The following is a 14,226-nucleotide window of genomic DNA, read 5'->3' as shown; positions in this document are numbered from 1 at the left end:
TTGATGGGTCTCGAAAATTCTCAATCCCATCTTTAGCTTTTCTTTGGGATCGCTCCCTTACTAACGCATTATCTCCAACGAGATGTAACTAAATGTAACTGAATTGTAAACTCAGTCTGAAGATTCCTCACAAGCTGGTAACAAAGCAATTAGTAGATAAGTAGAGCCTGAGTTTGTTTTCAACAACGAAATTAGCCTAGCAGGTCAATCCCCATTTCTAGGCAACCTTTTAACCAGATTATTCGTCATATGACAGAATCGATTCTTCGCTCTCAGATCGAAGCCTCCCAAAAACCTTTCCCAACCGAGTCGCCAGTCCAAAAGTGGATGCGTCGTTTAGTATGGAAGATAGCGATCGCAACGCTGCTATTAATGGCAGTTGGCAGTGCCACCAGGGTCATGAATGCCGGACTAGCCTGTCCCGACTGGCCCCTATGTTACGGACAACTAATTCCCAGCCAGCAGATGAACCTTCAGGTATTTTTGGAGTGGTTTCATCGCTTGGATGCCGCTTTAATCGGCTGTAGCACGATCGCGCTGGTCGGTTTATCGGGGTGGTATCGGCGAAACCTTCCCAATTGGCTGCCATGGGCTTCCATATTTGCTCTGGGGTTAATCGTTTTCCAAGGTATCCTGGGCGGACTGACCGTAACTGAACTGCTGCGGTTTGATATCGTAACCGCTCACTTGGGCACGGCAATGACATTTTTGAGTACGTTAATCGTCATTGCAATCAGCCTGACTCCCTACCAAGGTACGGGCACGGGGGCTAAGTTAACTTGGGTTGGATTGACGGCTGCTATTCTGGTTTACTTACAAAGTTTGCTGGGCGGCTTAGTCGCCTCTCGCTGGGCGCTCCATCAATGTTTGGGAACTTCTCAGCTTTGCGCAGTGATGAACAGTCACATTCTGGGGGTCATCCCCGCAACGTTGGGATGTTTAGCCGTCGTGGTTATGACCTGGCGAACTCCCGCACTGGCTCCAGTTATGCGAAAACTCGCCTCGGTTGTGGGGGGGTTAGTCGCCCTACAAATCTTACTGGGGATTGCGACCTTCCGGTTGCGTTTGCAAGTAGAACCCCTGACGGTTGCCCATCATACAGTAGGCGCTGCTTTACTCGCTACTCTAGTAGCTTTTAGCGTCTTCGCGCTACGCGATCGCGTCAGTTATCGATAAACATTAAACATTAACTGATGTACAGACGGGATCGATCGCGTCTCTAACACCGATCGCTGATTACTGATTGAGGATTTAAATTCAATGACAATTGGGACGAATGTTGTCCGACGCAACGAAAATTTTGTAGGAATCATTAAAAGCTACTACCAATTAACCAAACCTCGGATTATTCCCTTGTTGCTAATTACTACAGCAGCAGCAATGTGGATGGCATCTGGCGGCAGAGTAGACCCCTTGAAACTTTTAGTAACTCTAGTCGGAGGAACTTTAGCAGCCGCTTCTGCTCAAACGCTCAACTGTATTTACGATCGCGATATCGACTATGACATGTTGCGGACGAGGGCGCGTCCCATTCCTTCCGGTCGAGTACAGCCTCGCCATGCCCTCATCTTTGCCATTATCCTAGCGATTCTCTCCTTCAGTTTGCTAACCGCATTCGTTAACCTTCTCAGCGCGATCTTGGCAATGTCTGGTATTGGATTTTATATGCTCGTCTATACCCATTTACTCAAGCGCCATACAACTCAAAACATTGTCATTGGCGGGGCGGCAGGGGCAATTCCCCCATTAGTGGGTTGGGCGGCCGTGACGGGCGATTTAAACTGGGCGGCTTGGGTCTTATTTACAATTATTTTTCTGTGGACTCCGCCCCATTTCTGGGCACTGGCGCTGACGATCGAAGACGACTACGCCCAGGCGAACGTGCCGATGTTGCCCGTTGTAGAAGGCGAAGAAGCAACGGGTCGTCAAATTTGGATTTACACGCTGTTAGTCGTGCCTTGTACCTTGTTGCTCGTTTATCCATTAGGAGCAGCGGGAGTGCTGTATGCTTGCATAGCGGTCGTTTTGGGAAGCATTTTTATCCGCAAGGCATGGCAGCTCAAGCAAGCACCTTTTGATAAAGATGTCGCGCGATCGCTGTTTAAATATTCGATCCTTTACCTGATGTTATTGTGTACGGGTATGGTCGTCGATAGCTTGCCGATGAGCGATCGCGTAGCGACCGTCGTGGCAGAGAATTTGAATTCGCTCTTGAGCCTGATTCCGAGCCTATAACATTCATTTTTTTTCTACTGAGTCTAGTGCGGGCAAAGCGCCCGCTATTTTTTGGTTTCTAGGAACTGTTTCAATTGACAAACTAAAATCGCTTTCCCGACTTAAAGCAGGCTAAGCTGAGATTAGTTCTCCTTCTCTTCACTCAAGGCGCGATCGCTTGCGGTAATTGACCGCCATGAAAGTTCTACTAGTTGAAGATGACGATCTGGTGGCTCAAATGCTTGTCAAAACCCTTGCAGACCAGCATTACACCGTTGATGTTGCCACCGACGGGCAAATGGGTTGGGAATTGACGGAAGCCTATTCCTACGACCTGATCTTGCTAGACGTAAGGCTTCCCAAAATCGATGGCATAACCCTTTGTCGGCGATTGCGATCCCAGGGGCTGCGAACGCCCATTTTCTTATTAACTGCCCAAGATAACATCACGAATAAAATTATGGGATTGGATGCAGGAGCTGACGATTATCTGACCAAACCCTTTGAGGTGGAGGAATTGCTGGCTCGCATGCGCGCTCTCCTGCGGCGGAGAAGTGCGGAATTCTCACCGGAACTGACGTGGGGCAACCTGCGCCTCGATCCCAGTACCTGTGAAGTGACCTACAATAATTGCCCACTCCATTTAACCCCTAAAGAATACGGTCTATTAGAACTTTTCTTGCGCAATCACCACCGAGTATTTAGCCGCAGCGCCATTCTCGACCATCTGTGGTCGTTAGAAGAAATTCCTGGAGAAGAAACCGTAACAGCCCATATCAAAGGGTTGCGGATGAAACTGAGGGCAGCAGGATTATCCGAAGATCCGATCGAGACGGTTTACGGTATTGGCTACCGCCTCAGACAAGTCAAAGAGCAACCCGCACCGGGCAAGAAGCCGAAGCGCTTGTCATCCGAGCGAGAGCAACAAGCTTCATCAGAAACCCTCGGCGTTTGGAAGCGAGCTAAAGAAAAATTTAGCAGCCGAGTTGCCGTAATCGAGCAGGCGACTACCGCGATGCTCAAGGACAATTTAGACAATGAATTGCGGCAGATGGCAGTTGCAGAAGCTCACAAGCTGGCAGGTTCGCTGGGCATGTTCGATCTCGACGAAGGCTCCCGCCTAGCGAGAGAAATGGAACAACTGCTTCAGACAGGAGAACCCCTAAGCCAAGCGCAAAGACAGCATTTATCAGCATTAGTTGTGGCTATGCGCCGGGAACTAGAACAGGCGACTGGGAAAAAGTCTTTCGATCGCTTATCGACTGACGATCGCCCCTTACTATCGATCGCCAGCAAAGATAGCTCGCTAGCTCAGGAATTGGCATGCGAGGCGGCAGCTTGGGGCATGCGGGGAGAAACAGTAACCGACCTGACGGCAGCTAGAGACTGGATCTTGAGAAAGCAACCCGATGCAGTGCTGCTCGATCTCTCCTCGGCTCCTAGCGAGAATGAGTTGGGATGGCTAGGAGAACTGAGTGCCCGCACCCCCTCCATCCCCGCGATCGTTCTCACCGAGCGCAACAGTTTGCTCGATCGCGTCAAGGTAGCGCGTCTGGGCGGACGGGGGTTTTTACAAAAGCCCGTATCCCCAACTCAGGTGATGGAAGCGATCGCGCAAGTAATGGAGAGACATCGCACCGCCGAAGCGCGGGTAATGATTGTAGACGACGATCCTCAAGTGTTGGCGACTCTGCGAACTTTACTAGAGCCTTGGGGCATCAAGCTTTCTACCCTCGAAAATCCCTTGCGGTTTTGGAATGTCCTGGAAGCGACTTCGCCGGATTTGCTAGTTTTAGACGTACAAATGCCCCAGATCGGCGGGATCGAACTGTGTCAGGTCGTGCGCAACGACCCGCGTTGGTCGGCGCTACCCGTGCTGTTTCTCACTGCCCATACCGATGCCGAAACGATGCATCGAGTGTTTGAAGTGGGTGCCGACGATTACGTGACTAAACCGATCGTCGGTCCAGAATTGATTACCCGCATTCTCAATCGCCTAGAGCGATCGCACTTGCTGCGCTATCTCGGCGAAACTGATGCGCTGACAGGAGTTGCCAATCGCCGCAAGTCCATTCAGGAGCTGAACCAGCTTCTAGACATGGCTGAGTCCTACCATCAGCCCCTCTGCTTCGCTATCCTAGAGCTGGATCGCTTTAAGCCGCTCAATATCCAGTATGGCTATGAAGCTGGCGATCGCGTTTTGTCTCGACTGGGAGCGATGCTGCGGCGAGCTTTTCAAGGCGAAGACGCGATCGCTCGCTGGGGAGGGGTAGAATTTGTCGTAGGAATGTGCGGAATGACCCGCAGCGATGGCGTGCGGCGACTGTCCGATGTCTTGGAGGCTTTTCGCCAAGAAGAGTTTGTGGCTCCTAATGGGACTGCGTTTCGGGCAACCTTCAGTGCGGGAGTGGTTGAGTATCCCCAGGATGGGACTGACTTGCAAGCGCTCTATCGGTCAGCCGACGCCGTACTGGAGCAGGTAAAAGCAGCGGGAGGCAACTGCGTCCGAGCAAGAGAAGGGAGAGGAGAAAGAACTTGAGGAAACTGCAAACGACAAAATTTTGGCAGATGCGATCGCTTCCCGCACTGGCTGGATTAGGGGTTTGGATTGCGACTCTGTGGCTCGCTCAGACATTAGTCGATCGCGATCGCGTTCAGATCCTCAGAAAAGTTGAATCGACCGCTACAGGTGCGAGTCAGGAAGTGACCGGACAGATGCGCAATCGCATTCTTGCCCTAAAGCGGATGGCAGAGCGCTGGGAACGACAAAGCGGAACTCCTCAAGCTGAATGGCAGGTAGATGCCACTAACTACATTAGAGATTTTCCTGGTTTTCAGGCGATCGAATGGGTAGACTCTGCTTATTATGTTCGTTGGATCGTCCCGCTAGCAGGCAATGAAGCTGCGCAAAACCTCAATCTCGCATCAGAGGAACGGCGGCGATTTGCCCTGGAAGAAGCTCGCCAACGGGAGACTGTAACCATCACTCGCACTATTACCCTCACACAAGGAGGTAAGGGGTTTTTAGTGTACGTTCCCCTTTTTTTAGAAGATGGGAAACAAGGGACAATTAATCCAAAATCCTTCGACGGTTTTATCCTTGGGGTTTTTCGCACTCAGTCGCTATTCGATACTCTGTTGCCCCAACATGTTGCGCCGGGATATGCGATCGCGATTTTCGACGGCAGCGAAGAAATTTACCGCCGCGATCGCTCTAAATCGGACAGGCAACTTGAGAGAAAATGGAGCCGCGAGGCAAACGTACATTTTGAGGGCGTTACCTGGCGCTTGCGAGTGTACCCAACCAGCACCCTGCTGGCTGAGGAACGCTCCCTTCTCCCCGCAGTCGTGTTGGGTGGAGGGCTAGTCATAGGCGTGCTGCTCGCCGGAGCCGTTCGTTTCGCTCAAAAAGCTCAGGGGTACGCGCGAAGCATAAAAGCTATCAATCAACAATTAACTCGCGAGAGAGCAAAAATCCAAGAGGCAACAATGCTACAGCGAGCGATTTTGGATAGCGCCAACTACACGATAATTTCTACGACGGTAGATGGCACTATAACTACCTTTAATACGGCTGCGGAGCGGTGGTTGGGATATACAGCGGCAGAGGTAGTTGGGAAAACAACCCCCGTTATCATCCACGACGAGGACGAAGTTAGGCAGCGGGCGCAAGAGCTATCTCAAGAGTTGGGAGTTGCCATCGAACCAGGATTTGAGGCTTTTGTCGCTAAGGCGCGTCGGGAAGAGCCAGACGAGCGAGAATGGACTTATATTCGCAAAGATGGCAGCCGTTTTCCCGTGCTGCTGTCAGTAACGGCTTTGTACGACGCAGAGGGGAATGTTACTGGGTTTCTCGGCATTGGCAGCGATATCAGCGATCGCAAACGGGCAGAGAAAGAACTGGCTCGGCTATTAGAGCGAGAACAAGCGGCACGGGCCGATGCAGAAGCCGCGAGAAGCCAAGTTACGAATATTCTGGAAAGTATCGGCGATGCCTTTTTTACTTTAGACAAAGAGTGGCGATTTACTTATATCAACCGACAAGCAGAATTGCGCCTGCAAAGGAAGCGAGAAGAACTTCTAGGCAAGAATGTCTGGAATGAGTTTCCCGAAGCCGTGGGTTCTACTTTCGATCGAGAATATCACAAAGCTGTCTCAGAACGAGTTAACGTCGAATTTGAGGAGTTTTATCCGCCGCTTGCTACCTGGTTTGAAGTGCATGCCTATCCATCTAAAGAAGGCTTATCGGTTTATTTCCACGACATTAGCGATCGCAAGCACAGAGAAGAAATCCTGCGCAATATTACTTTGGGCGTTTCCGCCGAGACGGGAGAAGCTTTCTTTCAGTCGCTGGTACAGTACCTCACCAAAGCGCTGGGAGTCGAATATGCCTTCGTCGGCGAGTTAGTCGAGCCAGAAGGCGATCGCATTAGGATAATTGCTGGCTGCGGCAACGGTCAAATCCTTGACAATTTCGAGTACGTCCTCGCCAATACTCCCTGCGCGCAGGTTGTGGGTCAGCAGCCAAGAGTCTATCCCCGCGACGTTGGGCAGCAATTTCCCTTAGATGCCTATCTCGCAGCAATAGAAGCTCAAAGCTATCTGGGCGCTCCACTGTTTGATTCAACGGGTCACCCTCTGGGGTTAATCGCCGTCCTCAGCCGCAAACCGCTAGAAGATACCCGTTTGATGGAAGAAGTCTTGACAATTTTTGCCGTTCGTGCTAGCTCAGAAATAGAACGCAGGCGCTCCGAAGCTGAATTGCAGCGCCGACACTTGCGATCGCAACTCTTTGCCGAACTTACCCTCAAGATTCGTCGCTCTCTGAAACTCGAAACAATTCTGCAAACCACCGTTACAGAAGTGCAGGGATTTCTGGAGGCCGATCGCGTTTTGCTCTTTGAGATTCATGCAGACGGATCGGGAACGGTGGTTCAAGAGTCGGTGGTTCCCGGCTTTCCGGTCACTCTCGGACAGAACATTGTCGATCCCTGCTTTCAGGAAGGATATCTAGAACGATACCGCCAGGGACGAGTGAGCGCGATCGACGATATCGAACGGGCTGACATCCAACCTTGCCACGTCGAATTTCTCCAGCAGTTTGGCGTGAAAGCCAACTTAGTCGTTCCCATCCTTCAAAAAGAAGAACTCTGGGGACTATTAATTGCCCATCAGTGCGCCTCCCCTCGTCAGTGGTCTAGCTTTGAAACCGAACTTCTGCGGCAGTTGGCAGACCAGATTGGCATTGCCCTAGCCCAAGCGCAACTCCTAGAACGAGAAATTCGCCAGCGTCAAGAAATAGCCCGTTCCCAAGAAGAACTGCTTGTCGTCACCAATGCCCTTGAAAGTGCGGTAGAAGGCATCTCGCGGCTAGACGTGCAAGGACGTTACATCTACGTCAACCAGGCTTACGCCAGCATGGTTGGCTATGCCCCTGAAGAGTTGATCGGCATGGACTGGCAAGCGATCGTCCATCCAGAAGACCGGGAAAAAATGAGAGCTGCCTACCAAAAGCTACTCGCTAACGGCAAAGCGGAAATGGAAGTCAGGGCATTGCGAAAAGACGGATCGGTCTTTGATAAGCAAGTTGTGATGGTCAAAGTCTCTGACAAACAGCAGTTTGTCGGGCACTACTGCTTTATGAAGGATATCAGCGATCGCCGAGAAATCGAACGGCTCAAGGATGAGTTCGTCTCTATAGTCAGCCACGAATTGCGCACTCCCCTCACTTCCATACTCGGTGCCTTGGATCTGCTTGCCAGCGGTGTCTTGAGTAGCCAACCCGAACGAAGTCAGCACATGCTCAATATTGCTGCCAAGAACGCCGATCGGTTAGTCCGCTTGATTAACGATATCCTGGATATCGAACGCATTGAATCGGGCAAAGCCACGATAACCAAACAAGCCTGCGATGCTGCTAACTTGATGACGGCTTCGGTAGAGGTCATGCAAAGCATGGCGGTTGCAGCGGGAGTCACTTTATCCGTCTCTCCTCTATCGGTTCGATTATGGGCAGATCCCGACCGAATCGTTCAAGTTTTCACGAATCTACTCAGCAATGCCATTAAATTTTCACCCCCAGGTTCTACCGTGTGGCTGACTGCCGAAGTGAGAGAGAAGGAACCGAGTTACATACTCTTTCGAGTTCGCGACCAAGGACGGGGGATTCCTCCTGATAAAATCGAGACAATCTTCGGACGCTTTCAGCAGGTCGATGCCTCTGATTCGCGTCAAAAAGGAGGGACGGGTTTGGGATTAGCTGTCTGCCGCAGCATCGTGCAGCACCACGGAGGTCAGATCTGGGCTGAGAGCCTTCTCGGAGAAGGCAGTACCTTTTCTTTCACCCTGCCTCTGGCGCAAGAAGAAGAAATAAAAGCCAGCACTCATCCTAGCGGTCCATTGGTATTAGTTTGCGATGACGATGCTTCAGTTCGTTCTGTGGTGCGAATGGTGCTAGAACATCAAGATTATCAAGTCATTACCGCCGCTTCGGGACAAGAGGCAGTCAAGCTAGCAGCGCAAGAACAACCCGATGTCATTCTCCTTAACCTGATGATGCCCGGTATGAATGGCTGGGAAACTTTAGCGACGCTAAAAGAACGCGCTCAGACGAAAAATATTCCCGTCATTATTCTCAGTGGTTTATTTCCCGATGCCAGAAAAGCGACTCCAGAAGTCAGCGATTGGATCGTTAAACCTCCAGACGAGCGATCGCTCCTCCAAGCACTGGAACGAATCTTGACCGATCCAAATAGAAAAGTTAAAGTCCTCATTGTAGAAGACGACGCAGATCTAGCACAAATCCTGATTGCCATGTTCGATCGCCATGGCATTGAGACTTACCACGCTCAGACGGGACGAGAAGCTATCCAATTGAGTCAGCAAATTTTTCCCGATCTGTTGGTGCTCGATCTCATTCTGCCAGAATGCGATGGCTTTGCCGTAGTAGACTGGCTTCGACAGCATAACCGCTTGTGCCAAGTTCCTCTAGTCGTTTATACGTCCAAAGATTTAGACGATTCGGAGCGAGAACGTCTAAAGTTAGGACAGACGCTATTTTTGACCAAAGGTCGCATTACGCCAGAGCAATTCGAGCAGCGAGTCATTAAATTGCTCGGTCGGATTATTCGATACAGGAAGGGGGACGACAACCGTGACAGTCAGACACATTCTGATCGTTGACGATGACGAGGACATCCGAGACGTGGCGCAAGTCGCCCTGGAAGTCGTGGGCGGTTGGCAGGTATCGATGGCAAGTTCGGGGAGCGAGGGGCTGCAAATAGCCGCAACCCAACAGCCAGATGCGATTCTCTTGGATGTTATGATGCCGGATATGGACGGCATCGAGACTTTTCAGAAGCTACAAGCGAATCCAGCCACCGCCCAGATCCCGGTAATTTTGCTAACGGCTAAGGTGCAAGCTAGCGATCGCCAACGCTTCGTCGGACTAAAGGTGGCAGGAACGATCCCCAAACCTTTCAAGACAATGACTTTAGCCAATAGCGTAGCAGAAATTTTAGGCTGGGAAGATTAATTGAATTGTCTTCATTGGTTCTTCATTTTTCCGCTCTAACGTCAAGATACAGCAACTCAGGCTGAGACGATCTCGCAGCCAATTAGCCGAGTTGTGCATCTAAAGTTCCTTGTAGGAAAACTCGCTTGGTTATGATTTCACTACTTCAATGGACTCCTCTGCTCTCTAGTGCTGCTATTGGGATCGGCGCGATCGTACTGGCTTATTTTTTGGCTACTCCCTAAAAATCTTTCCTTTGCCAAAATCGACCTTATGCAGTCAAGAGAATGGGTAAAATCTCAGTTTTTTAATTAGTGACAAGCTCAACCCAATGAAAAATTTTACTTCTCATAATTTTAATTTCAACATCGAACCATTACACCAGGTACGCCAGTGGTTAGAATCCATAGAAATTAATAGCGATCGATTGGCTCGTGTATTGTGCCGGCTAATTCCTGCCCGCTGTCCTTTTGAAAGAGAAATTAAACTTTTCAATCGCACAGTACTACACATACCACCCCTTTGCAAGCTCAATCCTTTCTACGAACAATTAGTCGAACTAAGATTTAAAGCTCTCTGCTATTTGGCAGATGAATGTCATGAAGATATAACCCTATATTGCTAATCCAACCTAATAAAATTTCTCGACTGGCAAAATGCAAGCGTCACCATTTTAACTTTTATCAAACTATACAAATATAAATAAACAATATAAATGATCCGCTGCATGCAGCAGACATTAAGGAGGCGATTGACCTATGTACGCTCATAAACAACTAGATTTCGTCGGCGAAGAAACTAAACTTATTTTGAGAGCTACTCAAGCTCAAAAAGATCTAGAGATGGCAGACGTTACCGAACAGGTGCATAGTTTTCAGAACCTAAATCGCGGTCGAGTTGCCATTTTTATTGATGGGTCAAATTTATTTTATTCGGCTTTGCAATTAGGTATTGAAATTAACTATACTAAATTACTTCACCGTTTGACGGCTGGTGCTAAATTATTACGCGCTTTTTTTTATACGGGAATCGATCCAACTAATGAAAAGCAACACAATTTTCTGCTCTGGATGCGTCGAAATGGCTATCGAGTAATCACTAAAGAAATCACTCAGTTTCCAGACGGTTCTAAAAAAGCCAATTTGGACGTAGAACTTGCCGTGGACATGATGACTTTAGCCAATTCTTACGATACAGCTATTTTAGTTAGCGGAGATGGAGATTTGGCTTATGTGGTGAATGCTCTTAGCTATCGAGGAGTTCGGATCGAAGTTGTTAGTTTGCGTTCCATGACTAGCGATAGCCTAATCAATGTGGCTGACTCTTATATCGACCTCAATACGATAAAAGAAGATATTCAGAAAACTTCTAACTTTGAACTTTGAAATGCTAAAGTTCGCTTACATCTTGCTCTCTTCGCCTTAGTAAAAAGTCTATTTTGTCATTCTGAGTGCAGTAGAATGTAACGAAGAATCTCTGTTTGGAGTTGGTATGCTAGATGGATTTTCGAGTCAGTAGAATACAGGATTTTTTTCCTTTTCCCCTGGTTGACTGACAAATCTTTGTCCCCTCATTCCTAAATTCCTTCTTCCACAAGGGGCGAAGGGACTTCAGGCAAAAGTCTTAAGTTGAAAGCCCCTCTCCCGCTCTGGGAGAGGGGTTGGGGTGAGGGCGATTCCCCCAATCGACTAATTTTGTCTCTCGTTTAACTGAAAACTGCTATAAGACCATTTCTAAAAAAGAACGCTACAGATGCTCGAGGCAAAAGCCTTACACCCAGAGCGGCTGACTAATTGATAATTCGCAATTAATAATTCGCCATTCGCCATTAAAATCTAAAAACATTGAATTTCTAGCTAGAATCCATCTCTATTTCCCAATTGCGAACTGATAATTGTTAATTGCGAATTGGTAGAAGATGTTTCGCTTTGCTATTGCTACGCTCAACACGACATTCTATACTTTTGGGACAACTTGTCAGTTTCGACGGACTTAAGATTTGGGAGACAAGAAATTTATTTCTTGGTGCGATCGAATCAGAATGAAATCCCTTCGACATTTTTATCAAATCGAAAATTTAATATTTCTATGTCTACTCAAACAGAAATTCCTCCTCTAAAGAGTCTAGAATATATTCCTTATCTAGGCGAAAATGGTGGTATCGAAGAAGATTTTTCAAGAAAAATTGGCATTTACGCTATCTTTAACCGTGAAAAAGTTCTACAATTTGTTGGCTATTCTCGCGATATATATGTGAGTCTAAAACAGCATTTAGTGCGACAACCTCAAAATTGCTATTGGCTCAAAGTACAAACTATTACTCGTCCTAGCCGTACAGTTCTAGAAGAAATGCGTAAGGCATGGATAGCAGAAAATGGCACAATTCCTCCTGGCAATAGTACCGACGAAGCTAAATGGACGCAGGCGATCGATGCCAAACTCGCGATGACAGAGACAGAAAAAGCCGAATACAAGCAGGGTACGGAATTAGAAAAAATCAGATTACTCAAAAAAATAGCGCGGCGAGTCGAAGAAGAAATTCAAGGACAACTTAAAAATCGTGGCGTTGAAATGGATATTCGCTTTAATCCCAAACTGAAAGAGCAAGGATTGTTGGATCTCAAGTAGTTTTGAGGTAGGTTTTCAAGCTCTTGTACCATTGCTAAAAAAGAGCGCTACTGATTGAAAATTGAGGGCGAACCCAAGCGGAGGCTCCTCCGACTAGAAAAAGTCCCCCTACCAGAATTGCAAATAGGTACTAGGGGTTCTGGCTTCGCGGCAGTTTTGGATTAATTGTCTTCTCTCTCCTCTGTCCTCTAGCCTTCGCCCTGAGAACCTTACCGATTGGTGGAGAGCTGATGTCTGAGTAAAGCTTGGTAGATAGCGCCTGCGAGTAAATAACCGAGAAAAGAAAACTGCTCGATTTCCCAAGCTTCCCAAGGGCGAGTGGTTTGACACTGGTGGGCGCAAACTAGCCCCCAGAATTGTTCGCGCACGATGATGGGAACCATCAATGCAGCTTTAATATTCAATCGCTCCCACTGCTCTCTGGTTTCCGGGGACAGTTCGGCTAGAGCGAGATCGGAGAGCGCCACGATATGACCTTGCTCGTATTGGGTTTGATATTGCGACTCCAGCCCGATGATTTCTAGAGGAATGGGTTCGATAGAAGGATAACCGGGTGCGACGGATTCAAATACAAGCCGCATACCGAGTCGCCTACGTTGTTGATAGAGGACGACTCGTTCCACCCCAGCGATGCTGCGCAGCTCGGTAACGGTAGCATCAAGCAACTGCCGCAGATCGAAAGGTTGGGATAATCGCTGGGCAATAGTTTCAAACAATCTTTTCCATTGTTGCTGCTGCTCGAATTGCTGCCTGAGATGCTCAAACTGTTTTAAGGCTTGGCTGGTTGCCAGCAAGCGCCTGACTCGCTGTGCTAGCACTGCCCAATAAATCGGTTTGGTAATGTAGTCGGTTGCCCCCGCAGCAAAGGCGCGATCGATGGAGTCTTGATCGTCGAGGGCGGTAATGATGAGGATAGGTTTATTCGTGCTACCGGGCAACTGGCGCAATCGCTGACAGCAAGTGAATCCGTCCATTTCCGGCATGATGGCATCTAACAACACCATATCGGGTTGCCAGCGAGTAAATGCCGCCAAGCACTGTTCTCCATCCTTGGCTTCTACGACGCGATATCCTTCTTCCTCCATCGCCAACTTCAATAATAGGCGAGTCGCGCGATCGTCGTCTGCTACCAGGATAAGTGGCGTTTGCTCTTGAGACCGATCGCTTCTCACAGTCTGCTGCTCTCTAAGTTCAGTTGTTGAAGGACTTCTTGCTGCCAAGCTTGACATACTTTTTCGTACTCAACTTTAATTTCGGTCATTTTTTGGGAGGCTTGCAAAAGGCTGTCGGATGGTGCGACGATTTCAAGCTCCTGGCACAAATGCGCGAGACGGTTAGCGCTCAAATTAGCACCAATGGCTTTGAGGACTTGGGTAGCTCGTTGTAGCGATCGCTCGTTTTGGCGTTTGATAGCGGCAGCGATCGCCGCGAGTTGTAAGGCAATGTCTTTTAAGTGACCTCGAACGCGATCGGCAACAATTTCTGGAGATTGTTGACCTCCGGTTGTCTGTAAAGGTTCCAGAAAATTTGCATCGGGCAAAGCTTTCTCTGCGTCCACGTCGGGCATGCGCATGTCTATTAATACTACAATATTATTCTTCAGTCTGCTCGGTGTTATTCCCATAATTGCCCTAATAGTTTTCTATCTTAACTGGCGATTCAGTCTCTAGATTATTGTTAAAAACGAGTGCCTTGCTAGTGCATATTTTTTAACTGGTTAATTCTTTATCTTAAGATTTTTTTAAGTCTTTCTTAGGTCAAGTTTATCAAGTTTTGAGCTATTTATTACTACTAACTAAAGAGCCGCTTGTCGGTCACCATTCTTTAATTTGCAGCTAGAGCCAGAGAAAGAAAAAAGAGTCAATCTAGTC

Annotated in this window: 10 protein-coding genes; 8 read left to right on the top strand and 2 right to left on the bottom strand. The window is 48.4% G+C overall.

Features of this window, described 5'->3' with window-relative positions; translation table 11 throughout:
* Positions 1–249 precede the first annotated feature (249 nt).
* From PLE7327_RS07600 to PLE7327_RS07565, 8 genes are all read left to right on the top strand, one after another.
* A complete protein-coding gene (locus PLE7327_RS07600; RefSeq protein WP_015143271.1) occupies positions 250–1,176 on the top strand; it encodes a heme A synthase in 927 nt (308 codons plus the stop codon).
* 84 nt (positions 1,177–1,260) lie between these two features.
* Entirely contained in the window at positions 1,261–2,235 is a 975-nt protein-coding gene (locus tag PLE7327_RS07595; RefSeq protein WP_015143270.1) for a heme o synthase, read from the top strand.
* Positions 2,236–2,410: 175 nt separating this feature from the next.
* Positions 2,411–4,753 (top strand): response regulator, encoded by a 2,343-nt coding sequence (locus PLE7327_RS07590; RefSeq protein WP_015143269.1) that lies wholly within the window; start codon positions 2,411–2,413, stop codon positions 4,751–4,753.
* Positions 4,750–9,396, top strand: a complete 4,647-nt coding sequence (locus PLE7327_RS25190; protein ID WP_217523349.1) for a PAS domain S-box protein — start codon at positions 4,750–4,752, stop codon at positions 9,394–9,396. Before PLE7327_RS07590 ends, PLE7327_RS25190 begins: the two co-directional genes overlap by 4 nt.
* On the top strand, positions 9,368–9,748 hold the full coding sequence (locus tag PLE7327_RS07580) for a response regulator (protein ID WP_015143267.1): 381 nt from the start codon (positions 9,368–9,370) through the stop codon (positions 9,746–9,748). Before PLE7327_RS25190 ends, PLE7327_RS07580 begins: the two co-directional genes overlap by 29 nt.
* A gap of 310 nt (positions 9,749–10,058) precedes the next feature.
* The gene (locus PLE7327_RS07575; protein ID WP_015143266.1) at positions 10,059–10,352 is read left to right on the top strand and encodes a Mo-dependent nitrogenase C-terminal domain-containing protein; all 294 of its coding nucleotides are present in this window, start codon (positions 10,059–10,061) and stop codon (positions 10,350–10,352) included.
* 217 nt (positions 10,353–10,569) lie between these two features.
* Positions 10,570–11,112, top strand: coding sequence for an NYN domain-containing protein (locus PLE7327_RS07570; protein WP_083888331.1), 543 nt, complete (start codon positions 10,570–10,572; stop codon positions 11,110–11,112).
* Positions 11,113–11,815: 703 nt separating this feature from the next.
* Positions 11,816–12,355, top strand: a complete 540-nt coding sequence (locus PLE7327_RS07565) for a GIY-YIG nuclease family protein (RefSeq protein ID WP_015143264.1) — start codon at positions 11,816–11,818, stop codon at positions 12,353–12,355.
* Positions 12,356–12,564: 209 nt separating this feature from the next.
* Here the strand turns inward: PLE7327_RS07565 and PLE7327_RS07560 are convergent, their stop codons facing one another.
* Entirely contained in the window at positions 12,565–13,527 is a 963-nt protein-coding gene (locus tag PLE7327_RS07560) for a response regulator (RefSeq protein WP_041391940.1), read from the bottom strand.
* A complete protein-coding gene (locus PLE7327_RS07555; RefSeq protein WP_144266095.1) occupies positions 13,524–13,979 on the bottom strand; it encodes a hypothetical protein in 456 nt (151 codons plus the stop codon). The genes PLE7327_RS07560 and PLE7327_RS07555 overlap by 4 nt, the downstream gene beginning before the upstream one ends.
* Between the last annotated feature and the right edge of the window lie 247 nt (positions 13,980–14,226).

Origin of the sequence: Pleurocapsa sp. PCC 7327, assembly GCF_000317025.1 — a bacterium.
GTDB lineage: Bacteria > Cyanobacteriota > Cyanobacteriia > Cyanobacteriales > Microcystaceae > Hydrococcus.
The sequence above is the reverse complement of the archived record's forward strand: the minus strand, read 5'-3'. Positions and strand labels throughout refer to the sequence as shown.